Source organism: Microcoleus sp. w2-18bC1 (genome assembly GCF_036700365.1).
In the GTDB taxonomy this organism is placed as follows: Bacteria; Cyanobacteriota; Cyanobacteriia; order Cyanobacteriales; family Microcoleaceae; genus Microcoleus.
Genome location: NZ_JAUBOS010000004.1, coordinates 43,517 through 69,415 on the forward strand (window position 1 = coordinate 43,517; position 25,899 = coordinate 69,415).

The window sequence follows — 25,899 nt, forward strand, 5'->3', positions numbered from 1 at the left end:
TCGGAATATTGGGTTTCACTTCGTTCTACCCAACCTAGAGCTCGCTACACATCGCGAATCATTGAGAATTGCTATATTAAGGCTTACGGAAGAAAAACCAGTTCCCTACGACAATATTCGGTTTGGCAATGAGGCATCTAGCCAGAAACGGGGTTTTTACCGCCCGGTGGGTCCAAGGCTGTATATTTCAAAAATTTGAGATAGGTTATAAGTCATTGGATTAAATTACCAATTACCAATTCCCGCTTACCAATTACCAATTACCAATTCTCGATTACCCATTCCCGATTACTCATTCGATTTATGATTTGGAATTTTTTAAATCAGTTGTTATTCACCGGGAATTATATTCCTCAAGGCTACTGTTACCTTTGGCAGCGAGAGCTAGTCGCGCTCCACATAGTGTCAGACTCTATCATTGCCCTGGCCTACTATTCAATACCCCTCTCGTTAATTTATTATTTTATCGGTCAGCGAAAAGACTTGCCCTTCCGCAACATCTTTTGGCTGCTTGCAGCCTTTATTATCTCTTGCGGCACTACTCATATAATGGAAGTTTGGACGCTTTGGCATCCTGTTTATTGGGTTTCTGGCATTCTAAAAATTATTACCGCCGCGATTTCTGGTTACACCGCATTTGCATTAATCCCTTTCGTTCCCCAAGCATTAACTCTCCTGAGTCCAACTCAATTAGGGATGATCGATTCAATACTGCAAAAAGAAATAATTGAACGCCGAGAAACGGAAGCTCGCTATCAAACTTTAACTGAAGCTTCGCCGGTGGGAATATTTTATGCAGATGCTGGAGGAGACTGCTTGTATGTCAACGAGCGCTGGTGTCAAATTTCGGGAATTACCTGTGATGAAGCTTTGGGCAAAGGGTGGTTGCAAGGCATTCATCCAGACGACCGCGATCGGGTTTTTTCTGAATGGTATAGCGCCGCGCATGAGAAATTGCCATTTAAATCTGAGTACCGCTTTCAAGGCATTCATCACACTCAAATCAGTTGGGTATTCGGTCAATCTGTCGGTCAAATCGGAGAAAATGGGGAGGTTAAAAATTATGTGTGTACTATTACTGATATTACAGAACGCAAGCAGGTCGAAGAGGAAAATCGACTGCTCAATGAAACTCTGGAGCACAGAGTTGCTGAGCGCACTGCTCAAATCGAAATTTCTAACCACCAATTGCAAAAAGAAATAGCCTACCGGGAAAAAATTGCGCTCACTTTGTTGGAATTGACGCAACTGCAAAATGCAATTCTTAATAGCGCTAACTACACAATTATTTCTACAGCTCCCGATGGTACAATTAAAACATTTAATCGGGCGGCAGAGCAACTTTTAGGTTATTCGCTAGAAGAAGTAGTCGGGAAAGTCACGCTAGCAATAATTCACGATCCTCTGGAGGTCGCTCAAAGAGCTGAAGTTCTTTCTCAAGAATTGGGAGTGCAAATAGAGCCGGGAATTCAAGTATTTTTTGCTTTGCCGTCCAGGAAAATCGCGGACGAAAATGAATGGACTTACATTCGCAAAGATGGTTCGCGGTTTCCGGTACTGTTGTCGGTGACTGCCTTATTTGATAGTAGCGGAAATATTAACGGTTTTTTGGGTATCGGTCAGGATATTAGCGATCGCAAACAAGCTGAAAAAGAGCTGCGCGACCTCACTAATGCCATGCAAAATGCGGTGGAAGGCATTTCGCGGCTGGATATTGAGGGACGCTACGTGAAGGTTAACCGAGCTTACGCTCATAAATGTGGTTACGAACCGGAACAAATGCTTGGCATGGAATGGCAGCTCACCGTACATCCGGGCGATGTTGAGATGATGCTCTCAGCTTATCAGGAAATGGTCATTTCTGGCAAAGTAGAAGTAGAAGCTAGAGGGGTCCGCAAAAATGGCTCGTTTTTTTACAAGCAAGTAACAATGGTAAAAGCTTGGGACGAACAAGGAATATTTAACGGCAACCACTGTTTTATGAAAGATATCACCGAGCGCAAACTAACTGAAACAGCTTTGCAGGAAAGTGAATTCAAGTACAGACAAATAGTTGAATTAGCAGAAGAAGGCATTTGGGTAATTGATAGTAATGGTCTCACGACTTATGTGAACCACGCAATGGCGCGAATGCTCGGCTATAATGAATTAGAAATGTTCGGGCGATCGCTTTTTGATTTCATGGACAAAGCGGAAGAACCACAAGCTATTGATAATGTCGAGCGACGCAAGCAAGGTATTCGTGAACAACACGAATTTAAATTCAAAAGCAAGGATGGCAAAGATATTTGGACTGATATGTCTACCAGTCCAGTCATGGACTCCCAGGGTAATCTGCTGTCTTGTTGCGCCTTGGTTTACAATATTACAAGCCGCAAAGAAGCAGAGCAGCAAATGCTGCAACTTACAGAAGATTTGAAGCGTTCCAACGAGGAATTAGAACAATTTGCTTATGTGGCTTCCCACGATTTGCAAGAACCGCTCCGAGCCGTTACCAGTTACACTCAATTGCTTGCCCAGCGCTATCAAGGAAATTTGGACGATCGCGCAGATAAGTATATTCATTATATTGTCGATGGCGCCACGAGAATGCAGCAGTTAATTAACGATTTGTTGGCGTATTCACGTCTGGGAACGAGGGGTCAGGAGTTTGAGCAGGCGGACTGCAACGCTGTGGTTAAGCAAACTATGTGCAATTTGCAAATTGCGATCGCCGAAACAAAAGCTGTAATCACCTGCGACGTGATGCCAACCGTGATGGCGGATGAATTTCAACTGGTGCAATTATTCCAAAATTTGGTCGCCAACAGCATCAAATTTTGTCGCCAAGATATTCCGTTGATTCATATCGCTGCCCGTAGGCAAGAGAACGAATGGGTGTTCAGTGTCCGCGATAACGGCATTGGCATTGATCCGCAGTATGCCGATCGCATTTTTATCATTTTTGCGCGCCTGCACTCCCGCCGCCAATATTCCGGTACTGGCATAGGTTTGGCGATGTGCAAGCGCATTGTTGAACGCCACGGCGGTCGGATCTGGGTGGAATCTCAGGAGGGAAAAGGAGCGACTTTTTACTTCACTATTCCTATAATTAGTACCTGAAGCCTCAAAATTCAATTCTGTTTTTATACTCAAAGGGATACGCCGGTTATGAGCGATCGAAGCACTGTTAGACCTATAGAGATTTTGCTGATTGAGGATTCTCCCAGCGATGCGGATTTGGCAAGAGAAGTCCTCAGTCAAGGTAAAATATTGAATAACTTGCATTTTGTGGAGGATGGAGTAGAAGCAATCAAGTTTTTGCGCCGAAAAGAACCCTATCTCAGAGTACCTCGTCCCGATTTGATTTTGCTCGATTTGCATCTGCCGAAAAAAAGCGGTATTGAAGTGCTAGAAGAAATTAAAACTGACCCAAAGTTAAAATTAATTCCTGTAGTGATTCTCAGCACTTCAGCAGCTCCCGAAGATATTTTTAAGTCATACTCGCTCCACGCCAACTGTTACATAACAAAACCGGTAGACTTCGTAGAATTTACTAAAGTAGTGAGGTTAATCGAGGAATTCTGGCTGGCAGTCGTCAAACTTCCTCTAAATTAAACGAACAGATGCTTTGCTTATGAATGCTCTAAAATTTTTTAACCTAGGAAATTATGCTGGTGGATGATTTGCTCAGCGAGGCTGAATGGGGTTTATAAAAGCTGGCTACCAGTCAATCTTTAACAATTTGCATAAGAGTAGGAAATATGGTAATAGCAATAAATTTATTGAATAAAGAAGGCTTTTCTGTTAGGGTTTGCGTCCCGATTTAATTCTGCTGGACTTAATTTTGTATAAAAAAACAGTTGGTAAATATTGATATAAATTAATTCAGCACTCAAGTTAAAAATGATTCCGGTGGTAATTATGACAAAATCCATAGCCGATGAAGAGATTCTCAAGTCTTATGCCCTGTCAGCCCGGTGCTACATCACTAAGCCTATCGATTTTAGTCAAGTCGCTAAGCTGGTGAGATGGATTGAGGATTGGTGGCTGGTGGTGGTGACAGTTCCCAAATAATAATTTTCAAGTTGAAAATGGCAAGGGAAAGCAAAAAAGTTTAACCTAAGATTGGTAGAGTAAAAATTTTACAGTCAAAAACGTCTAAGCTATGTGGATTAAGATTCTGTTAGTAGAAGACAATCCTGCTGATGCTGATTTACTTGCAGAACTGTTAGAAGTATCTGTGGGCGTCGAGTGGGAACTGGTGTCTGTTGAGTTCCTGCATGAGGCGATCGCACAACTGTGTAAACAACCCTTTGATGTCGTTTTGCTCGACCTTTCTTTGCCCGACAGCCGCGGTTTGGAAACGCTAACTCGCCTGCGAGAAGTTGCTCCTGATGTGCCAATGGTGGTAATGACAGGCTTGGATGATGAGGCGATCGCCCTCGAATCAGTTCGCTTGGGAGCTCAAGACTATATTGTTAAAGGTCAAATTACTACTCAATTATTAGTGCGGACGATCCGCTATGCGATCGAACGTTCTCAAACATTTCAAATGCTGCGGGAAAGCGAGCGCCGCTTTCGGGCGATTTTTGACTCGTCGTTTCAGCTAACCAAGCTGCTGACTCCCGAAGGAATTGTGCTGGAAGTCAACGAGACAGCCCTCGATTTTGCCGGATTGCGATCGGAGGGTATTGTCGGCCGCCCGATTTGGGAAATGGCGATTTGGGCCCAGTCGCCACAGGTTTCCGAACAATTGCAATGCGCGATCGGCAAAGCAAGTCGCGGCGAGTTTTTCCGCAGCGAAATCGACTTGTTAGGCAAAAGTGGTCAAATCATGACAGTTGATTTCTCACTGAAACCTGTTAAAAATGAGACAGGAAAAATTTTGCTGCTGATAGCGGAAGCCCGTGATATTAGCGATCGCAAACGAGCAGAAGCGGAAATTCTCAAAGCCCTCGCACGAGAAAAGGAACTTTCAGAACTGCGAGCTAAATTTGTCACAATGGTTTCCCACGAGTTCCGCACACCTTTGACAACCATCCAATTTTCCGCTGGATTGCTGCAAGATTACAGTTCTCAGTGGGCCCAAGATAAAAAATCTACTCATTTTGTGCGGATTCAATTAGCAATTAAACGCATGACAGAGTTATTAGAAGATATCCTCGTAATTGGCAAAATCGAAGCCAATACTTTGCAGTTTCAACCGATTTCCTTAAACCTCGAAAAATTTTGCCGTCAACTGGTAGAAGAGCAGCAGCTCAACGACAGCAACCAACACCCGATCGCCTTTCAATATGAAGGTGGCAACTGCGAGGCTCAAATGGATGAAAAACTGTTGCAGCAAATTTTGGGAAATGTCCTCTCAAATGCCATCAAATATTCCCCCGTAGGCAGTCCAGTTTCTTTGCATCTCAACTGTCAAAACAACGAAGCTGTGTTCCAAGTTCAAGACCAGGGCATCGGCATTCCCCAAGCCGATCGAGAGCGGATATTAGAAACTTTTTACCGCTCTCCAAATGTCGGCACTATTTCGGGAACAGGTCTCGGTTTAGCAATTGTGAAGAGGGCTGTGGAACTTCACGGCGGAAAACTGGCGATCGATAGTCAAGAAGGAAAAGGCACAACTTTCACTATTACCTTGCCTTTAATTTGCCCTCCCCATCAATAACAACTGAATCATCAACTATACATATCCGTAATTTAACGATTAATTAACTCTCTAACAAACAAACTTATCAAGTATCTGAACCCAGATTTATCCCACAAACTACTAACTAAAAGGAGCTATCACCATGGCTAAGATTTTGGTAATAGAAGACGAAGAAGCGATTAGAGAGAATATTTTAGAGTTGCTGGAAGCCGAGAATTTTGAAGGAATAGGAGCAATTAACGGCAAACTCGGCATCAAATTGGCGATCGAACAAATCCCTGATTTAATTTTGTGCGACATGATGATGCCGGAAGTAGACGGTCACGGCGTCCTCAAAGCTTTGCGTTCGGAACCCTTGACTGCCACAATTCCGTTTATTTTCCTCACAGCAAAAGCCGATAAAGTTGACATTCGCACGGGCATGGAACTGGGAGCTGACGATTACATTACTAAGCCATGTACGCCGCAAGAACTGCTAAAAGCCATTGCTATTAGACTTGAGAAACAAAAAACAATTAGCCGACAATCTCAAAAGACGCTAGACGAATTACGCACTAATATTAGTATGTCGCTGCCCCACGAATTGCGGACTCCTTTGAATGCAATTCTGGGTTTTTCTGAGCTGATTTTGTCAGAATATCAGGTCTTAGAGGAAGCAGATATCTTAGAGATGATTGGTCAAATTCAAACTTCTGGTCATCGCTTGTATCGACTCATTCAAAACTTTTTGCTGTATGCAGAACTGGAGATAGCAGCTACAAATCCCGAACTGTTAAAGGAGATGCGTAACAGCGAATTTAGCTGTGTAAAATCTTTGCTGAGTCAAAAAGCGCGCCAGCAAGCAAAACACGCGAATAGAACAGACGATTTACAATTAAACTTGCAAGATTCCTCGGTTGCTATTGATTCTGTCAGACTCGCAAAAATTGTTGAAGAACTATTGGACAATGCCTTCAAATTTTCTTTAGAAGGAACGCCTGTTTTATTAAGCACTTTCGTCGAAAATCAGACTTTTATTCTGTCTGTCAAAGACCAAGGCCGCGGCATGACTACCGATCAGATTGCACAGCTAGAAGCTTACAGGCAGTTCGATCGCAAACTTTACCAACAAGCAGGTTTGGGATTGGGCCTGGCGATTGTTCAACTACTTGTAGAATTACACGGAGGAGAATTTAAAATAGAAAGTTTGCCGCAGCAAGAAACCATAGTTTGCGTTTCCCTGCCTGTCTAAACAATGATTATACCAGTTTCCAAAAAGAATACAACTGTAGGTAAACTCCCAACTCTTATGGCATAAGTCATTCCCTATTCTCAAATCTAAACTCTCAAATGGTATTATGCAGGAGCGATCGCTTCTTTCAGACACCGCTGCAGATAAATTTGAGCTACCTTATCATTAGGGTTGATTTCCAAGCAGGCCGAAAACCATCTTTTAGCTTCGACACACTTGTCACTATTGTAGAGTACCAAAGCTTGCTCAAAGATTGTCTTGGTCTCTAACTTTTTCTGTCGTAACTCTGGCGGATCGGCCGCAAATACTTCATAAATTGTTACCATTCGCGATTTGCCTTTAACTGCTACGCGATCGATCAACCTAAAATCATAAATATCGTTCAACTGTATAAAAGTATGGTGAGTAATTAACATGGAAACTCCATACTCTTTTGTCAAAGTTTCCACACGAGAGGCTAAGTTTACCGCATCGCTAATCACTGTGCTGTCCATCCGACTTTGGCCACCAACCGTGCCTAACATCAAAGAACCCGTATTGATTCCTATGCCAATTTGCAGCGGCGGGCGATCGGGTCGATTGCGACTAATATTATACTCATTAAGCTCTTCTAGCATTGCAATTCCAGCTTTCACAGCATCATCCGCACTGCCATCGAACAGCGCCATAATCGCATCGCCCATGTATTTATCAATAAACCCAAAATTATTAGTAATTGCCGGTTCCATTCGCGACAAATAACCATTGATAAATTGAAAATTCTCTTCGGGATTCATCCTTTCAGAAAGAGAAGTGAAATCGCGGATATCTGAAAACAGCACCGACATTTCTTTCTGTACCTGATCGCCTAATTTGACTTCCAGAATACTTTCATATCCCAGAAAGTGGAGAAATTCGTGCGGCACAAACCGCCCGTAAGCATCTGTTAAATTTTCTTCTGCTGCTAAAGCTTTTTGTAACTCGTCTGTGAATTGGCGGCGTTCGGTTTCTACCTCTAGACGTTCCGTGATGTCTTGAAAAGCGGCGATCGCGTAAACTATGTTTTTCCGTTCGTCGTAGATTGGAGTCGCCCAAACCTCGATCGGCACAATCCGATCCGACCCATGAACTTCTAGATCGTCCATACGCACAAATTCTCCCCGCAACGCCCGAACAATCGGTTGGCTATCCCTCGGATACAATTGATTAGTTGCAGCGTCGTAAAAATGATAAGCTTCAGGAAATTGGTCAGTACCCCCATCAAAAATTAAACCTTGGGCTAGTATCCTTTCCCCCCAAGAATTCATGTAAAAAGGTTTCCCCTTACCATCGACAACAAATATTCCCACTGGCATCGCTTCCAGGAATTGAGTCAATCGACTTTCGTTTTCTGACAGTGCCTCATTTAACTTTTCTTCGGCTGCCAAAGCTTTTTCTAAATCATTAGTAAACCTGACTCGTTCTACTTCTACCTGTCTTTGCAAACTAATATCCTTAGCAAAACCCTGATAGTAAAGCACTTCACCGTTAGCATCATAAACGGTGCGCGCATACTCAGAAATCCAGATAATGCTGCCATCTCGACAGTAAACCTGAGACTCAAACTCACACAGAGTACCGTGCTGTTTCATCAGCGCCAGAAACTCTTGACGGCGGTTAGGTTCCACGTACAATTGCTGCTGAATATCATTAATACTTTCTATCAATTCTGATGCGGAATCGTAGCCGTAAATTTCCGCCAGAGCAGGATTCGCACTGATAAAATGTCCGTCCGGAGTCGTCTGAAAAATACCTTCTAGAGCATTTTCAAATATCCCGCGATACTTCTCTTCAGCTTGAATTAACGCCGCTTCAGCTTCCTTGCGTTCAGTTATGTCACTAAAAGCAATAATCGCATAGGAAATGTCGCCTGTAGAATCATAAATTGGAGTTGCCCAACTCTCTACAGGAGTAATTTTATTAGCTGTACGAATTTCTACACCCTCAGTCCGCACATTTTCGCCCCTAAGTGCCCGCATAATTGGCAATTCTTCCACTGGGCATCTCTGATTAGTCCCGGTTTTATAGAATTGATAAATAGCTGCTTTTTGCTCTGAATTAATATGTGGCACAGTGCCTTTGCCAAATACCTCCCGCGCCTTCTGATTAGCGTAAAAAGATTGCCCGTTTGCATCAAGTACACACACGCCCAATGGCATAGCTTCTAGATACTGTGTCAAGCGACTTTCGTTTTCATGGAGTTTGGCAATCAGCATCGCCTGCTTGCGGTTTAATTTTATCAACTCCTGATTCATTTCCTGAAGTTCTCTTTGTTTTTCAGCTAATTCTTTATCTTGAAAATATCTATATATTGCCTCAGTTACAGTTAATTTTAAGTCATCACATTGCCAAGGTTTAGGTATATATCGGTACAATTTAGCATAGTTAATAGCATTGGCTACCGCATCCAAATCAGCTTGCCCCGTCAGCATGATCTTGAGAGTGTTCGGCGAGATAGCATGAACGCTCCTTAATAGTTCGTCTCCTTTCATACTAGGCATGATATGATCCGAAATCACCAAAGGAACTTCATACTGTTCTGCTAAAAGTTCGGACAGCAACTCTAAAGCTTCTTCGCCACTTTGGGCCGTTTCAATTAAATATTTATCTTCAAAGGCTTTTAGCAGGTCTATTTCCAGACTATCGAGTATAGTCTGCTCATCATCGACACAAATAATCACTGGTTTTTTCATAAATTTGCTAGACCAGACTTAATCGCTTCAATTAATTCTTGATTTTGCCAAGGTTTTTCTATGAAAGCATGAAGATTTGCTTGACTTTTTGTGCGCTCTATTGCTTCTTGGTCTGCTTGTCCTGTCAGCATCACTGTCACAATTTGCGGATATTTTTGATGAATTTTAATCAGCAACTCATCTCCTTTCATTCCGGGCATCAACCAATCAGAGACAATTACTAAAATGTTAACCTCAGCTTCACATAGCTCTTCAATAATTTCCAGGGCTTCGGAAGCACTTTCAGCAAATTCGCAAAGATATTTACCGTTAAATGCCTGTTGCAGTTCAATTTCAAGACTTTCCAACACTCCTACTTCATCGTCCACACACAAAATTGCTGATTTAGACATCGCTAGTTTCCTTCTTTAGTGTGGCAGGGTGCACCCCATGGGCAGCACACCGTTTTCCAAATTCTACATTCTGCGCGGGTAGACTGCAAATTTTCGCCCCCGACTTCAGTCTCCGGCGCTTTACCTACTCAGTTAAATTAATCGGCAAAGACACGGTAAATGCTGTTTTACCGGGCATCGACTCCACATCAATTTTACCCTGATGTTTTTCCATTATTTTTTTGACAATATCCAGCCCCAACCCGCTGCCTTCTCCCGCAGGTTTGGTAGTAAAAAAAGGCTCAAAAATTTTTGGAATAATCTCTGGTTGCATCCCTTTACCGCTGTCACTAATTTTTACCAAGACGCTGGTATCTTGTTGTACCACGTCAATTGTTAAAGTTCCTTGATTGTCCATCGCTTGTAAGGCATTGTGAATTAAATTTGTCCAAACTTGATTGAGTTCGTCGGGATAACACAGTACCACAGGCAATTGATCTTGATAGTTTCTGACAACTTCCACACCCTGCTTGATTTGGTTTTGATAAAGAGTTAATACAGTTTCAAGTCCATCCGTAATATTCACTTGTATTTTTTCCCCATTTATATCGTAACGCGCATAATTTTTCAGGGCAAAGACGACTTTTGCAGCGCGTTCAGTAGCGGTAGCGATGGTTCGGGCGCTTCTGTGAATGCTAGCAAAGTCGTAGGCTGTTTTGATAATATTTTCGCTGTCAGGATCTTTGAGCAACGACAAGAATTCTTGCAGATTTCCTTGCAATCCGATATTGACTAAAATGCTAGCAAGGCTGTCATAATTGTCAATGCCTTCCGACTCTAGTTGCTGCTTCACGTCTTTTTTTAAAACTCGTTTTTCTCTAGTAGATAAAGAGTAATTTTGTTGGCTAGAACTGTACATCAAACGCAAGAAATCTTGCTGGCGTTCTGCTGACAGTTCTTTAAAAAAAACTGGCAACCTTTCTAGATTGTTATCCAAAAAGCTGGTAATATTTCCAATAGACGACCGAATCGCCCCCAACGGCGTATTAATTTCGTGAGCAATGCCCGCAATCAGTTGTCCTAACGCAGCCATTTTTTCCGATTGCACTAATTGATTCTGAGTAGCTTGCAGTTGGTCTAAAGTAACTGTAAGTTCATTGTTTTTCTGTTGAAGTTTTTTTCGCAACTGGCATATTGCTAAATGGGTTTCTACCCTCACTAGAACCTCTTCCACCTGAAAGGGCTTGGTAATATAATCTACCCCGCCCACAGCAAAGGCTTTGACCTTATCAAGTACGTCATTAATCGCGCTAATAAAAATCACCGGGATGTCGCAAGTTAGTTCATCAGCTTTGATTTTTTCGCACACTTCATATCCATTCATTTCGGGCATCATAATATCCAGCAAAATCAAATCGGGAGGCATACCTTTTGCCGCCGAAAGCGCTAACTCGCCGCTAGGTACCGGGCGCACTTTATAGCCCTTGCTGTTCAAAATTCCGGCTAGCAGCCGCAAATTAGCTGGGGTGTCATCAACTACTAAAATATTACCGCGATCGGTGCTAGGAATGTCGTTATTCATGTGATATTGCTTGAGATATTAGCTTTAAAACTTTGTCGTACTCAAAATTTTCCATACAATTTGCGATCGCACCTGCCGTTACTGCATCCTTTAATCGAATTTGCTCTATCAAGGTATCAATTAAATCCATATCTGCATTCAGTATTGCTAGCTTTAAATCAGCTACCAGTGAATCAGGCAATTTTACGAAATCAGCCGCACTCATAGCGCGATCGCCTTCTTTGATTGCCGATAAATTAGTTAAACCCAGCTCTTCATAAATATAGCGCACTCCGATATGTTTGTGCATCGCATCAAAAATATCGGCTTCCCGGAAAGGCTTCCTCATAAAAGCATCGCAGCCCGCCGACAAAATAACTGCTCGTTCTTCCTCCAAAACGCTTGCTGTCAGCGCAATAATTGCAGTAGCTTGACCTTTAATAGTACCTTTAATGTATTGCGTAGTTTCGTAGCCGTCCATCACAGGCATTCTCATGTCCATCCAAATTAGATGCGGTTCCCAACTATCCCAAATCTCAATAGCTTCTTGACCGTTAGTAGCTTCTTTTAGTTCAAAACCAAGAGGAGAGAGGATTTTAATTAACAGTTGACGGTTGAGCTGTTTATCGTCTACTATCAAAATTCGATAGGTGTGTTGGTTGGGAACCAGGGCTATAACATTCCGGCTCGGTTTTGGGCTTTCAATATCAGCCGCAGCGACCGCAATAACTTGAATGTTGAACTTAAAATTAGTTCCCTTACCAACAGCAGAACAGACGCTCATTTCGCCGCCCATTAATTCCACAAATTTGCGACTGATGGGCAATCCCAAGCCAGTACCTTCTTGCGAATCTTTGCCTGTCTTGGTTTGCACGAAAGGTTCAAAAATATCGTCTAATTCATTGGTAGCAATACCGGAACCAGTATCCTCGACTTCAAAATGAAGGAAGAAGGAACAGGTAGAAGCTGCATCGTCATCTGGCTTTGCAATAATCTGGTTGCTGGACGGACTGACTTGAGATATTTTAACACCATTCATAGCGGAACTTTTTGTATTTTTTGATACTTCCGACTGCTCAAAGTTTCCGCCTTCTGCCTGCTGATTTTTGCCGAATGGCTGCTTCCCAACTCTGACCGCTATACCGCCCTCATCGGTAAACTTAAGAGAGTTATTGAGCAGATTAATTAAGATTTGCCGCAACTTTAAATCATCAGTTTCTATGTATTGTGGCACATCGGGGCTGCGGTCAAAAACCAACTGCAAGTGCTTGTCATCTGCTTTGAGTTGAAACATATCTTCCAAGTCGTTTAGCAGGCGATAGAGGTCGATTTTATGGGGATTGAGGGTGGTGCGGCCCGATTCAATTTTAGATAAATCCAGCACGTTATTAATCAGGGTAAGGAGGTGTTCTCCGCTGCTCCTAATTATGCTAATATTTTCTTGATGTTCGGGGGATAGAGTTTGGCTGCGAGTCATCAGTTGGGAAAAGCCGAGAATTGCATTGAGAGGCGATCGCAATTCGTGGCTCATGTTAGCCAGAAAGGTGCTTTTAGCTTGATTTGCTACTTCCGCTTTGTCTTTAGCTACAGCCAATTCTGTCGTCCGCTCTTGTACTCTATTTTCTAAAGTTTCAAAAGATTGTTGCAGTTGTTGAGCCATGCTGTTAAATGACTTTGCTAATTCCCCCAATTCGTCAGAACGTTCGCCTTGTACTGTTTTATCCCATTCACCTTTAGCAATATTTTTTGCTGCTGTATTTAAGCTCAGAATAGGATTTGTCACCCACTGAGAAGTCAGAATGCCAATCGCCACAGCTACTCCTAAAGCTGCGAAACAAAGTAAAACCGCTGTGCGGGTATTGGCATCGATTTCTTTGGTGAAATCTGCTTCGGGAACAACTACGACAATCAGCCAGTCTAAACCTTTGCCGTCTTGGAACGGCAAGACTTTTAAAAAATGTCGCTTGTCATCTATTTCAAAGCTCAATAACTCGGATTTTTTAATTTGGTCTAAATTTTTAAAGTTGGCAGTTAAATATTTAGCTGTCGAACGAGTAAAAGGGTTGCTGCTTTGTTCTACTTTAAACAGTTGTCTTTCATTACCTTTAGTGCGAAATGGTTTTTCTGTTGTGGAAGTTGCTAACAAAGTTCCCTGGCGATCTATAATAAATGTTTGACCGGATTTGCCAACTTTGAGACTGTTGAGAAATCTCCCAAGATGGTCGAGACGGAAGGCAGTAAATAAGACTCCTTCTAGCTGATTTTTTTCGCTGTATACGGGTTGGAGAGCGCTGATAAGTAATGTCGGCTCTAGTAAGGAAACAAAAACCGAACTCCAAGTAGGTTTGCCGACTTTTACGGCTTTTCGGTACGCAGGATGTTGCCGATGATCATAGTTTTTGGCCAGGGTGGTAATTGTAGTGCGATCGCCGAGAGCGTTCGTATTGTAAGAATCAAAATTTAACCCAGTAGATGTTTCTATCACATTAATGATTCGGGAGCCGTTAGAGAGTTGTTCACCGGCTCTATAATCTCCCTTATCGTTGCCAACGGAGGTAAAATAGATATATGGATATAATTGTACTTGCCGCCAAAGATATTTCTCCCAAGCTGATAATTTTTCCATCTTTAACAAGCCGAGCTTGACAGCATCCAGCTTGGTTTGATTGATTTGATGGGGAGTAGTCAGGTAAACTTGCAGGTTTTGCTCGACACGCAAACTCACCTCACTCATTAACTGACTGGCAAGGTTATTAACTGCTTTTTGTCCGTTTCTAAAAGACAGATATCCTACGAGTCCCACGGTTCCCACGATTTGCAATACAAATGGAACTATGAGAACAGTTCGCAGCGGTAATTGGTCTAAAATTTTAGCAACCATAAGATTGAGGGGTTTGGTGAACTTAGTCTACAACCGTCTTTGCAGAATCTGTATTAACAGCAGCACCATTTATTTACTGCCGCTTAGCTAGGAGGAATTGATGCGGGCTATTTTAGCTGTGGTAGATGCTCGACCCCGATCGAATGTGAACCTAATGTTTGCTCGATTAAAGTCTATTATTTTACCCATTGTCGTATTATTGTTACCATTTAGCTAAAAGTTGCAGTCTCTGCCTGCGAGAATAGGCTGATATTCGATCGCACGGGCGAGTTTAATCCGCATGGGTCAAGCGGTTTGGAGGCCTGCCAGGAAATTTGCGATCGGCACTCGCCATTTTCCGCAAGACGTGTTATACTCTAAAAAGTCGAGGGCACGTAGCTCAGTGGATAGAGCATCAGGTTCCGGTCCTGAGGGTCGGGGGTTCAAATCCCTCCGTGCTCATTTTATATTTATTTTGTGGAGTAAGGGTTTCAGGTTAATTGTATTACCGATACTCCTATTTTCCGCTCAAATTTCGCTCCCATCTGTTCCAAGTATCTCCAAAACCCCCTCCATATCTGCCAAGTTTGCGCCGGACTTTTGACGTCTGGCTTTCAACTGGTTGAGCAGGTCGGCTGGCTCTGGAAATTCTGCGACGGTCGGAGCGGAGTTTTCAAATAGCTCCGTACTTATTTAAATTTATAAAATGACTGATTTTGAGAGACCGGGGACAAATTTTTACCCTCGGTCTCAATTATTGTGATTTAAGCGCCAGTGTCAAAAATCGAATCGCCCCTGTAGTCGCCTATCGCGGACTGATTCCGCCCCTGTTCCTTAGCACGGTACAGTGAACGATCGGCGATCGCAATTAAGTCAACCGATGATAGTTCCGAAATCGGAATCAAGTTGGCGATACCCATACTAATAGTAACTACATCGCTCACATCAGAGGTTTTGTGAGGAATATGTAAAGCTTGAATAGCAGCGTGAATCCGTTGGGCCACCGAACTCGCTCCTTCAAGATCAGTATTAGGCAAAATGATGGCAAATTCTTCTCCGCCGTAACGCGCCACCAAATCCGCTGGACGGTACACCACCTCTTGCACAGTCTGAGCAAGTTTGAACAGACAATCATCCCCCATTTGATGACCGTAGCAATCATTATAACGTTTGAAATAATCCACATCAAACAACAAAAGAGAAATAGGTTTTTGTTCCCGGTATAGCCGCTGCCATTCATGCTCTAAGCGGTCATTAAAACAGCGGCGATTAGCAATTTGAGTTAACCCATCAATATTTACCACTTGTTCTAAGAGGTGAGTAGCGCGGGCTAGTTCTTCGTTAGAGAGTGCCAGTTGCTGATTAATTTCTCTCATGCGCGCTTGGGCCTGCTGCCTTTCTGCCAATTCCTTCTGTAACTTCTGAAAAATATCCGCTTGCTTAATGGCGATCGCTAACTGATTAGCAATTTGTTTAACAAGGTCAACTTCAAATTCTTCCCATTGCCGAGGAGCAGAACATTGATGAATACATAACAACCCCCACAAATCTTGTCCATTGAGCAACGGCGCAACTAAATTAGCCCGAACCGGAAATTGTTTCCAAAGAGCGCGGCAACAGTGTTGAAGGTCAATCTTATTGATATCTTCAACTACCTGCATTCTCCATTCTTTATATGAATCAGGACCTTGTTCACCACCACACGGGTCGTTAAATTGATTTCGGCTTACCAATTTACATCCTTCGCCTACGGATTCTGAAACAAACTCACCATATCCAAATTTACTGTCAGGATCGAACTTAAATATGCCAACGCGCTCGGCATCCAGAAACAGGCGAATCTCCTGCGAAGCAATCTCAAAAATTGTAGACAAATCAAGAGATTGACGGATGTGTTGAGTAATCTCTTGAAGTAATATAGCCTTGTCGTACTGTTGCCGCAGAGCAATTTCCGCTTGCTTTTGGGCGAGAATAGCTGCCTCTGCTGCTTTTTTGGCTTTAATAATTTCACCTTCGTATAGGATACGCTGGCGGATACAGATCAAGATGCAATTGTTGACGAAGCTTCCCCCCTTCTCCCGACGCACAGCGTTGATCAGCATAGGTATATCACTACCCTGCTTTGACCTTAATGAGAAGTAAATTTCCTCTACTTTACCGTCGAGCTTCAACAGGGGGAAGAAATGGGTTTGAAAAAAAATCCGGCTGGCCATTGACAGAATGGAGTCCATTTTGCGTTCCCGCAGTTCATCGGTTTCGTATCCGAGTAATTGCAGTAATGTGGCGTTGACCATTACGATCGTACCATCGTCAGCAAACGAGAGGAATCCACAGGGTGACGTGTTGAGTAGCTCGTCTATCTGGTAGGTCATGTTTGCCATACAAATCAGGTAGTATGAGGTACACTCAAATACTCCTTCATCATCTCGATCGTCTCTTGTGGATGACTCAGGTGCGGGCAATGTCCCGTAGCTTTCATCAGCCGTAGCGTACTTTTAGGTAGGTGGCGCTGAAGGTAATCCCCTACCTCGGTGGGAGCAATCACGTCATCAGCGCATTGCAATATCAGTGAAGGTACTGATACCTTGGGTAAATCACTGCGATTGTCAGAGTAAAAAGTTACCTCGGCAAAGCGACTTGCAATCACCGGATCGGTAGAGCAAAAACTTGTCTCAAGTTCCTCACTTAACTCAGGACGATCCTGATTCTGCATCACCATTGGCGCCAGAAAGCTTGCCCAACCAATGTAATTTTTCTCCATGATATCGAGGAGATCCTCAATATCTTTGCGCTCAAACCCTCCGTAATAATTTGGTAAATCATTGATGTAGCAGGGTGAAGGCCCTACGAAAATCAGGCGATTAAAGTAATTAGGAGCTTGAATTGAGGACAGAAGGCCGATCATACTGCTGACCGAATGACCGACAAAAATCACATCCGTCAACGCCAATTCTTTACAAATATCGAGGACATCCTGAACATAGCCATTGAGGTCGCTGTACCGTTCATAACTGTAGGCACTAATATCAGACTGTCCCGAACCTACATAATCAAATAGGATGATTTTGTAGTCTTTCTCGAAAGCCGGTGTTACGAAACGCCACATATTTTGATCGCACCCAAATCCATGAGCAAACATCATCGTCTGGGTGCCTTGTCCAAACACTTTTATATTATTCCGTAAGAAAAAATTTTTAGTCATTTGATCGACACGAGCATTAAATTAATTATAAGACTTTGGCGCGCTTTTATGAGGGAGGATTGATGATCCCACATAGTGGTGGACAACAATTCAGGATATCGGATTAATTGAATTGCAAACTCAGCAATAGCCGTCTTCCTCAACATATAATGCAGCCGAATTTCCTAGGCGCTAGCTTGTAACTATTCCCATTGCGCTGGGGTTTCCATTCCTTCGGCAATTGTGCTCGATTTAAGCCATCTGGGATTACAACTATGGGTTTGTGAATTCCGCGCTCGAACGCTCGGAAGGCTGGCTAAATCGCGGACAAGTGAAAGATCAATTTTGAGCGACTTCATCAGAAAATTTTTCAACTTGTTAAAAGCAGCATAGTCAGGTCCAAAATCATCCACTAAAATCCCAATACCACGCTTTGATAATTGGCTTAAAACATTGTATGTAATGTCAAAATTAAGCATCATTGTCGTTTCGGTAATCTCTAGCCCTAGATATTTCGGCTTCATCTGGGTGCGCTCAAGGATGCGATCGCTCTTAGCGATGAAAGTCGGTTGGCTGAGTTGACGTGCCGACAGATTCACCGCGATATTAGGCAGAATTAGTCCTGCTGCTAGCCACTGCTGATATTGCCAAGCTTGCTCTAAAATCCATTTGCTCTTCGGGCAAAATCAATCCAGTTTTTTCGGCAATGGGAATACATCGATGGCGATGAATCCAACCTAGTTCAGGAGAATACACTCCTAGTATAACTTTAACACCAGCAAGGTTACCTGTTTACCAATCGAGCTGAGTTTGATCATACAGCAAGTATTTGCTTTCCAAGCACAATTCAAGAGATTTACGATCGCCAGGGTATTGGATTTGGCCAAAGTTATTGTTGCTGTGTAAAAACTATAGGTATTGGGTTATAGAGGCAATAAGAACTCCTATTTCCGCAATTAAGAACCTGTAAAACATTGTCGCGGTTGCTATCAATCTTCCCAAACTCCTCAAATTAAAAAATTAAAAAAGTTGGGTTTCCTAGCTCAACCCAACTTACTTTTAACAACGATGAATTACTGCCAACTCTCAAATATCCTCATCGTCTTGACCTTGCACACCCTGGAGAATCCGCGATAGCTCACTCTTCTCATTAATAGTAATCCGAGTCGGAGAACCGCTGATAATCCGTTCGTAACCACGGAACGAATCTTTAATTTGTGGGCCTCTTTCAGTAATTGTGTATTCCCGAATTCCTTTGTCATGCCACGAACCGCGCATCTTAAACACATTAATTGCCCGCGACATTTCTCCTCGAATCTCTACATACTGCAGCATAATAATCGTGTCAGTAATCGTAGAAATATGGGAGTCGGTAATCGAATTAGAACCCATAAACTGGTCGCTTGTATTCGTAAAAAAGCCGGTTATTTCTTCCTGCTTCGCAAAACCTGTCACTCCGATCACAAATTGCCTGAAAGCATTATTGCTGACACCCCTAGCTAAGGCAGACAGCGAGTCTATAGCAATTCGAGAAGGTTTGAACTCAGCAATTTCTGATTTAATAGTCTGCAAGTGGTCTTCCAAACCGGCAGATTCCGGGTAAGTACACAGCAGCTTTAGCATTCCTTTCTGTTCCATTTCCTCAAAATCAATGCCCCAAGAATAAGCATTGCGGAACAACTGAGCGCGCGACTCTTCATACGCAAACAGCAGCGCCCGATTGCCGTTCATACAAGCATTCTGCAAGAACTTGCTCACCAACAGAGTTTTGCCGGTTCCCGTTGCACCCGTAGCCAAAATAATCGAGTCTTTGAAGAAGCCGCCACCGCACATCTCATCGAGAGTTTTATCACCTGAAGAAACCCGCACGTTTGAAGACTTTTGAGTTAATCGCATCGCCCCCAATGGGAAAATATTAATTCCGTCATTAGTCATAGTAAAAGGATATTCACCCTTCATGTGAGTTGTACCGCGCAACTTCAAAATTTCGATGGTGCGGCGGCGACGTTCTCCTTCCAATACGTTGCGAACAATCACCACATTATCCGACACAAACTCTTCCACTCCAAACCGAGCCACCGGGCCGTATTCTTCCACCCGTTCCGTCGTCATAACTGTAGTTGCTCCGACTTGTTTGAGGCGCGCAACTAAGCGAAAAATTTCTCGGCGCACCACCGATGCGGCGTCGTACTGCTGAAATACGGCGGTAACAGAATCTATTGAAACCCGCTTGGCTTTGTACTTACGAATGGCGTACTGAATTCGCTCGATTAAGGCTGATAAATCAAAATTTCCTACGATATCTTGACCTTCCGGATCGGGGGAAGCGTCCAAAATAAATAGCTTGCCTTCCTCGATTAACTGTGCCAGATCCCAACCGAAACTGCAAGCATTTTTAATAATATCTGTGGGAGATTCTTCAAAAGTTACGAACACTCCAGCTTCGTCAAAATGGGTAATTCCATTATAGAGAAATTGTACGGCAAATAAAGTTTTTCCCGTTCCTGATGTGCCGCTGACTAGGGTGGTTCTGCCGAGCGGCATTCCGCCGTGACTGATGTCATCGAAACCCTCAATCATCGTGCGAATTTTTTCAACTCCTGCCGTTACCAATCCTTCTCGTTTAACCGTTTGACTAATTTCATTCATGTCGATTTTTGTCAACTCTCAGTATTCTTTAGTTGTCACTCATTAACCGCCGATCATGAGTCTTTGTACCCAGCTTTTAGTTTTGGCTCTTGCTCAATAACTAATGACTGCTGACTGGTGACTAATAACCCCGCTCAAAAACCGATACCGTGCCACGTACTTCTGTCGTGGAAAGATGAAAATTTTAGACTTTTGTTCAACCTCCCCGGTTCATCTGTTGAGTAAATCTAAAACCTAAAATCGTTCGACTAAGCGCGACTCGATGCTTCGACTTAGCGCTCGCCAAACGTTTCACGCCAAACCGAAGTCTCAAATCTAAAATCGACAGACTCTCACTTGATTATCTTATGAATTGAGGTCTTCTTCGCGAAGTTCTTCATAGAGCAAATCTAATCCTATCAGAACTTTCTCACGATCGGACAAATCGCCAATAATTTTTCGCACCGGCGGCGGCAGGATTTTTGCCAGCGTCGGGGTTGCCAATATTTTGTCCTCTTCTGCTAGCTGAGGATTTTTGAGAACATCTATGACTTTCAGCGCGTAGACGCCTTGAAATTCTTGTTCTAGGATGTCCTTTAGGGTTTTCAAAGCTCGCACTGAGTTGGGAGTATTCCCCGCAACGTACAGCTTCAGAACGTAGGTTTTCTTCAGAGGACTCATGAACTTTTTTAAATGTTGAGTATTAGTTGTCAGATGTTAGTTGTAGTTGTTATTTGTCTTAAATCCGCTGTTCTTTGTTATTTTATAATAATTTCCGCCTCGCCCTCGCGCGGCCGTTGCTCGGCTCCTTTCTTTTTTGTTAGATTCTACCTTCTACCTTTTGTTTCTTAAATTATGCCGAATCCCTTCTACATTCTACCTTGAGAGGTTTCTTTCGGAATCGATCGCCGATACATCTCGCACATATGAGCGATCGCGTCAATCAGGGTCAAACGGTAATCAAGCAATATTTCCTCACTGCGCCCTTCTATTTTTAGCTGTTTAGCAAACTCGTCCATCAATTCCATGTGAATTTCTACAACTTGAGTCACAGGAACGTCAGCAAAAAAAGCCAAATTCACAAATTCATCTATTTGATTGTTGACCGCAGCATCTTGAGAAAAATAATTCAAAACGATGTCGCGATAACTTGACTTGAGTTGCTCCAAAAACTTTTGCTTCTCTGGTCCCGACAGATTTTTCAAAAAAATCTGGGAATTTCTTTTATAATACACACCTAAGTATCCTAATCGCTCCCGTAATTTTTCCGCCAGCCGCCGCTGCTGTCGGCTGAGCAAACTTTGAGCAGTCAATTGGGCTGTCGCATCTACCGTTACGGATTGGTAATTGACAGGAACCGGAGTTGAAAGTTTCAGAAATTGTGCGATCGCCCGATCGATACCGGCAGCTATTTCACTTGATCGAGCGATTGCCAGTTGCACCTCAGCAGGGTGATAAAAAAAAGCACAGCTTTCGTCTCGACTCTGGTTGGCGGTACTGGCTGCCGCCTCAAAACCATCTGAAAATGGTGCTTCGGCCTTGCCATCTACCTGCGCGTGAGGCGAAAAAATCACAGCAGGCAAAAAGATCGATCGTTCTTGCAGCTTGCCCAGAAGCGATCGCAGATCCCCATCCACCTCCAAAACCAAACAATCAAGGTGATAATTGTGCTTAAGGAACCCCAAAAGCTCCACTGCCGACTTAATGTGCATTAAAGTATAGCGCTCGCCTCTCAAAAGCTCGATCGCAGAGGCTGCAATTTCCTCAGAGCGGACAAAAATACCGATAGAAAGTTGAGGAAGCAAAGCTGTAGGTGCACCACCTAAGTTGCCTGAAAGTGCTGGATCGCTCAGAGTTGATATCTCCTTTACAAAAAACTTAACATTTTAACAATCATCTCAACATTTATTTTAACCAATCTTAACCGCAAAATAAGTGATGCGCTTCTACCGGAAGAAGAATCAAAGTGTACTCCGTGGTTTTTGTGTCAAGCACCCTGAGCGTGATTTCTGCAATTAAGCTTAAGCCTTAAAATAATTGCTAGTCGCCTCAAATCAGGCGTAGGCATCGAACTCCCCGGTGTCGGTGCAGATACGGAGCCTGATAGCGAACTGATATAAAACTAATAAGATACAGAAATTCGCAGCTACATTGAGCATCAAAAATATTACTGCTCTCGTGAGCAGACTCTCAGGTTTGTTATGCCACTCACCACCCCCAGTCTCAAAAATTTTATCGAGCCAGTGCCGCTGTGCCGCCAAACGGGTGTGCTAGCATCGCTGCAGTCAATTTTCAGATCCTGCAACTGCGATCGAGTTGCAGTAGTCAACGAACAGCTACAGCCGCTGGGATTAGTGTACCTCCGCAGCCTTTGGGCTTGGGGAGCCGATCGCACAAACGACGGGCAGCAACCTTTGTCAGAAAGCTCGATCGCGATCGAACCAGTCAGGGTATTACCCGCCGCTATGAGCGTCAGCGAATTCTGGGAGTACCTGCAAACAGAGGAACAGAACACCCCAGCCCGGCCAAACCGCCAAACCGCCGACACCCCCCCCAAAACTCCGATCGCCCTCACAGATGCCAGTGGTCAATTCTTAGGAATGCTAGACAACCTGAGCCTGCTGCAATTCGCCGCACTCAACAGCAGCTCGCTCTGCAGCCTCACAGAGCAGGGAACAGCAGTCAAAGAAATCGAATTAAAAAAACCAATTTCCGAAGCCATCGCCACGGTCCTAGACGCTCAAGTGCGCTTTCTAGAAGCAGGATTGAAACCTTCGGAAAACCTGAACTCCCTAGTCGAACTACTGGAAAAACTACCCCTGCCCCTGAGATTGCAAACCCCCACCGCACAAATAGTCAGCCAAAACGCAGCGTGGCGGATTTTGCTGGGAGCTGGCCCAGAACCAGTTCCAGAACCAGCAGCAAATTTGGGTAAACACTCGCCCCGCAAACCAAGCCATTTAACAAGCGAATACAAGAGCGTGCAGTTAGAGGGCATCACCACCGACTGCAGGAGCCTAGTAGGAGCAAGTAGATCGGGCGATTCCCTGCGGGATAGCTTCGCCGCGCGTGATTCAACCGCAGCCACCAGTTGTCCGCTGCCCCTGTACGCTGCTGCTTCCCCCTCAACATTAACCGCTCCAGCTTGGTGTCCCATGGCCGGCAAACCAGACACCTACATTTGCGAGTGCCCCGTACAAAAAGGTCAAGAACGGATCTGGCAATTTGTCAAACAGCCGCTCTCAGACAAGCTAATTTTAGTAATGGGACAAGATGTCACCGAAGAACATTTAGTCGCCAAAGAACTAGCAGCGAAAAACGCAGATTTAATCCACCTCAACCGACTCAAAGACGAATTTTTATCCTGCATCAGCCACGAACTAAAAACGCCACTCACCGCCGTCCTCGGTTTGTCCAGCCTCCTCAAAGATAAATTGATCGGAGAACTCAACGATCGCCAAACACGCTACGCCAAACTAATTCATAAAAGCGGGCGGCATTTGATGACAATAGTTAACGATATATTAGACTTGACCCGGATGGAAACCGGGCAGCTAGAACTAATTCCCGAAGCAGTCGAAATAGAATCAACCTGCCAAAGAGCGTTTGAACAAGCAAAACAACTGCAACAGCAAGAAGAAAAAAAACCACCCGAACCAAGCAAAACTGATGGCACAGCAAACGCAGAACCCTCCGCCCAAATAGAATTTACACTCGAAATAGAACCGGGACTGAGCCAATTAATTGCCGACGAACTGCGACTGCGGCAAATGCTCGTCAACCTCCTTTCCAACGCCCTAAAATTCACCGAACTCGGCGGCAAAATCGGACTGAAAGTAAATGTTTGGGAAGGCTGGATCGCATTCAAAGTTTGGGACACTGGCATCGGCATCCCCGCCGACAAACAGCATCTGATCTTTCAGAAATTCCAACAGCTAGAAAGCCCCCTCACCCGCCGCTTTCAAGGAACCGGACTGGGACTGGTACTGACTCAACGCCTAGCTCGGCTCCACGGCGGGGACGTTTCGTTTATTTCCTCAGAAAACCAAGGCTCTCAATTTACCCTGCTGCTGCCACCAAATCCTCCGGGAAACAGCAGTGAAGAAGTCCCCGCATCGGGAGCCGTTGAGGAAGAATTATTACAACCCCAATATCCGACTCTGACCGCCAATTCTCGCTCTCGTTTAGTATTAATAGTCGAAGCAGTTCCCAAATATATCGAAGATTTAACCAACGTCATCTCAGGTTTGGGCTACCAAGTAATAGTCGCCCGTTCCGGCACCGAAGCGCTAGAAAAAGCTCGCAGGTTCAGTCCCGAAGCGATTTTCCTCAACCCGCTGCTGCCGCTGCTGTCGGGTTGGGACGTGCTGACGCTGCTCAAGAGTGACCCGGATACCCGATCGATTCCGGCGATCGTCACAGCCACCAGAGGGGAGAAAGAACGGGCTAGTGTCAACAGAGCTGAAGGCTTTTTGACCTTGCCGGTGGAAGAACCCGCTTTGCGGCGGCTGCTGGCAGACTTGATCGGCCACAGTAATTCTAGTAGCCCCAAAGTAAGGAGTTCTTTAACCGTTTTGTGGCTCAGCCCGCAAAACAGTTCGTCTCAAGGTTCCGCTTTACTGCTCAACCCCAACTACTGCCGGGTTTTAGAAGCAGACGACCTCGGCCAAGCAGAACTCGTGGCCAGAATTTGGCGGCCCGATGCGATCGTCTTGGATGGTACAAGTCAACTGCAAAACCCCTTAGCTTTTATCGAACAGTTAAGTCGGTCTCGAAATTTGGGTTCTCTCCCGTTAGTGACTTTAGACCCCACCACTACGCAACTGGCAAATCAAGTCAAAGGATTGTCGGTATTTCCCTGTTTGGCTACCCGCAGTCCCGACGACAGTGAAACTTCACCAACCGGTTTGGTACCAAGTGCTTTGTGGCAAGTGATTCAAGTTGCTGCGGGCATGAGTTGGAAACCCAGCATTTTATTTGCCGACATTTCGACTTTACCCGATTTGCACTCCTCTTCTGGGGGGAACCCGACGGGAGAATTGGAACATTGCGATCGATCGACAAATGCCGAGATTCCCCTCCCCAATTCCCAGTTTTTTACTCCCAACCTTCAAGCTTTGATTCAGTACATCCAAACCGCAGGATTTCGAGGGTCGATCGCTCCCTGCTGGACAGAAGTTTTGCAGCAGTTGCAATATCAAAGCGTTGACTTAGTTTTGCTGTGCTTGCGAGATGCGCCCTCAGAATCAACTGCGATGCTGCAGGCGCTATCGAACTTGCGCCAAATGGCAGTAAAATTGCCAATTTTAGTTTGGGATTATCGATCTGCTGTAAATTCGGAATCCGAGGCGATCGACTTTCTACTGCAAGAAGTATCTGCCAAAATTTTGCCTTCTTCCTTATCAGCAGCACAATTGTTAGACAAAATTCAACAGAGTTTATTAACTCATTCAAGTTCCTAAAAATGAAGAATTTCCCAGGTTTTTAGTGAGGAAGTAACTCGTTTCTCAACCTGTAAAAATTAACTATTATTTATGAGGAAAAGCACAAGTGGGCAACTATTTAACTGTCAACCGCCAAGCGTTATTTATCAAGTCAGTCAAGTTTATAATAACTCATCATTTTGCGTATTTGTAGTGAGGTGATCAGTGGTTTATAAAACAGTGAATAAAAACGACTACCCTGAGTGTAAATATAATTTGACAAGTATAGCAATCCTAAATC

The 25,899-nt window shown here is 44.0% G+C and carries 16 protein-coding genes and 1 tRNA gene; 7 read left to right on the forward strand and 10 right to left on the reverse strand.

All coding sequences use genetic code 11. The annotated features are described in order from the left end of the window. Positions 1-303: 303 nt before the first annotated feature. The 5 genes from QT979_RS04160 to QT979_RS04180 all read left to right on the forward strand — a co-directional run bounded on the left by QT979_RS04160 (position 304) and on the right by QT979_RS04180 (position 6,863). The gene (locus QT979_RS04160; protein WP_333208961.1) at positions 304-3,102 is read left to right on the forward strand and encodes a PAS domain S-box protein; all 2,799 of its coding nucleotides are present in this window, start codon (positions 304-306) and stop codon (positions 3,100-3,102) included. 48 nt (positions 3,103-3,150) lie between these two features. After that, on the forward strand, positions 3,151-3,597 hold the full coding sequence (locus QT979_RS04165) for a response regulator (protein ID WP_333208963.1): 447 nt from the start codon (positions 3,151-3,153) through the stop codon (positions 3,595-3,597). Between the two features lie 306 nt (positions 3,598-3,903). Continuing rightward, complete coding sequence (locus QT979_RS04170; protein WP_333056783.1) at positions 3,904-4,056, forward strand: hypothetical protein; 153 nt, start codon at positions 3,904-3,906, stop codon at positions 4,054-4,056. A 91-nt stretch (positions 4,057-4,147) separates the two neighbouring features. Then, positions 4,148-5,650, forward strand: a complete 1,503-nt coding sequence (locus QT979_RS04175; RefSeq protein WP_333208965.1) for an ATP-binding protein — start codon at positions 4,148-4,150, stop codon at positions 5,648-5,650. Between the two features lie 124 nt (positions 5,651-5,774). Then, on the forward strand, positions 5,775-6,863 hold the full coding sequence (locus QT979_RS04180; RefSeq protein ID WP_333308328.1) for a response regulator: 1,089 nt from the start codon (positions 5,775-5,777) through the stop codon (positions 6,861-6,863). A 104-nt stretch (positions 6,864-6,967) separates the two neighbouring features. Here the strand turns inward: QT979_RS04180 and QT979_RS04185 are convergent, their stop codons facing one another. The 4 genes from QT979_RS04185 to QT979_RS04200 all read right to left on the reverse strand — a co-directional run bounded on the left by QT979_RS04185 (position 6,968) and on the right by QT979_RS04200 (position 14,387). After that, on the reverse strand, positions 6,968-9,574 hold the full coding sequence (locus QT979_RS04185; protein ID WP_333208969.1) for a PAS domain S-box protein: 2,607 nt from the start codon (positions 9,572-9,574) through the stop codon (positions 6,968-6,970). Then, positions 9,571-9,966, reverse strand: a complete 396-nt coding sequence (locus QT979_RS04190; RefSeq protein ID WP_333308330.1) for a response regulator — start codon at positions 9,964-9,966, stop codon at positions 9,571-9,573. Before QT979_RS04190 ends, QT979_RS04185 begins: the two co-directional genes overlap by 4 nt. A 124-nt stretch (positions 9,967-10,090) precedes the next feature. Next, complete coding sequence (locus QT979_RS04195; protein ID WP_333308332.1) at positions 10,091-11,527, reverse strand: response regulator; 1,437 nt, start codon at positions 11,525-11,527, stop codon at positions 10,091-10,093. Next, a complete protein-coding gene (locus QT979_RS04200; RefSeq protein WP_333308334.1) occupies positions 11,520-14,387 on the reverse strand; it encodes a response regulator in 2,868 nt (955 codons plus the stop codon). The genes QT979_RS04195 and QT979_RS04200 overlap by 8 nt, the downstream gene beginning before the upstream one ends. Positions 14,388-14,755: 368 nt before the next feature. On the opposite strand from QT979_RS04200, the gene QT979_RS04205 reads away from it, so the two are divergent. Continuing rightward, positions 14,756-14,828, forward strand: a tRNA-Arg gene (locus QT979_RS04205). A gap of 302 nt (positions 14,829-15,130) precedes the next feature. Here QT979_RS04205 and QT979_RS04210 read toward each other — a convergent pair. From QT979_RS04210 to QT979_RS04235, 6 genes are all read right to left on the reverse strand, one after another. Next, positions 15,131-16,747, reverse strand: coding sequence for a diguanylate cyclase domain-containing protein (locus QT979_RS04210; protein WP_333169579.1), 1,617 nt, complete (start codon positions 16,745-16,747; stop codon positions 15,131-15,133). Between the two features lie 5 nt (positions 16,748-16,752). Next, positions 16,753-17,568, reverse strand: a complete 816-nt coding sequence (locus QT979_RS04215) for an alpha/beta hydrolase (RefSeq protein WP_333308336.1) — start codon at positions 17,566-17,568, stop codon at positions 16,753-16,755. Between the two features lie 182 nt (positions 17,569-17,750). Beyond that, on the reverse strand, positions 17,751-18,212 hold the full coding sequence (locus QT979_RS04220; RefSeq protein ID WP_333308438.1) for an EAL domain-containing protein: 462 nt from the start codon (positions 18,210-18,212) through the stop codon (positions 17,751-17,753). Between the two features lie 421 nt (positions 18,213-18,633). Then, entirely contained in the window at positions 18,634-20,196 is a 1,563-nt protein-coding gene (gene kaiC, locus QT979_RS04225; protein WP_333068315.1) for a circadian clock protein KaiC, read from the reverse strand. A 345-nt stretch (positions 20,197-20,541) separates the two neighbouring features. Next, complete coding sequence (kaiB, locus tag QT979_RS04230) at positions 20,542-20,856, reverse strand: circadian clock protein KaiB (protein ID WP_006632119.1); 315 nt, start codon at positions 20,854-20,856, stop codon at positions 20,542-20,544. A 188-nt stretch (positions 20,857-21,044) separates the two neighbouring features. Continuing rightward, positions 21,045-21,980: a circadian clock protein KaiA gene (locus QT979_RS04235; protein WP_333208980.1), complete on the reverse strand. Its 936-nt coding sequence runs from the start codon at positions 21,978-21,980 to the stop codon at positions 21,045-21,047. Between the two features lie 396 nt (positions 21,981-22,376). Here QT979_RS04235 and QT979_RS04240 point away from each other — a divergent pair, with 396 nt between their 5' ends. Next, positions 22,377-25,637 carry an ATP-binding protein gene (locus tag QT979_RS04240; RefSeq protein WP_333308339.1) on the forward strand — a complete coding sequence of 1,087 codons (3,261 nt, stop codon included), beginning with the start codon at positions 22,377-22,379 and terminating at the stop codon, positions 25,635-25,637. The last annotated feature ends 262 nt before the right edge of the window (positions 25,638-25,899 follow it).

Coding starts and splice junctions, on each gene's coding strand:
- QT979_RS04160 (WP_333208961.1), top strand. CDS start 304: ATGATTTGGAATTTTTTAAATCAGTTGTTATTCACCGGGAATTATATT.
- QT979_RS04165 (WP_333208963.1), top strand. CDS start 3,151: ATGAGCGATCGAAGCACTGTTAGACCTATAGAGATTTTGCTGATTGAG.
- QT979_RS04170 (WP_333056783.1), top strand. CDS start 3,904: ATGACAAAATCCATAGCCGATGAAGAGATTCTCAAGTCTTATGCCCTG.
- QT979_RS04175 (WP_333208965.1), top strand. CDS start 4,148: ATGTGGATTAAGATTCTGTTAGTAGAAGACAATCCTGCTGATGCTGAT.
- QT979_RS04180 (WP_333308328.1), top strand. CDS start 5,775: ATGGCTAAGATTTTGGTAATAGAAGACGAAGAAGCGATTAGAGAGAAT.
- QT979_RS04185 (WP_333208969.1), bottom strand. CDS start 9,574: ATGAAAAAACCAGTGATTATTTGTGTCGATGATGAGCAGACTATACTC.
- QT979_RS04190 (WP_333308330.1), bottom strand. CDS start 9,966: ATGTCTAAATCAGCAATTTTGTGTGTGGACGATGAAGTAGGAGTGTTG.
- QT979_RS04195 (WP_333308332.1), bottom strand. CDS start 11,527: ATGAATAACGACATTCCTAGCACCGATCGCGGTAATATTTTAGTAGTT.
- QT979_RS04200 (WP_333308334.1), bottom strand. CDS start 14,387: ATGGTTGCTAAAATTTTAGACCAATTACCGCTGCGAACTGTTCTCATA.
- QT979_RS04210 (WP_333169579.1), bottom strand. CDS start 16,747: ATGGCAAACATGACCTACCAGATAGACGAGCTACTCAACACGTCACCC.
- QT979_RS04215 (WP_333308336.1), bottom strand. CDS start 17,568: ATGACTAAAAATTTTTTCTTACGGAATAATATAAAAGTGTTTGGACAA.
- kaiC (WP_333068315.1), bottom strand. CDS start 20,196: ATGAATGAAATTAGTCAAACGGTTAAACGAGAAGGATTGGTAACGGCA.
- kaiB (WP_006632119.1), bottom strand. CDS start 20,856: ATGAGTCCTCTGAAGAAAACCTACGTTCTGAAGCTGTACGTTGCGGGG.
- QT979_RS04240 (WP_333308339.1), top strand. CDS start 22,377: ATGCCACTCACCACCCCCAGTCTCAAAAATTTTATCGAGCCAGTGCCG.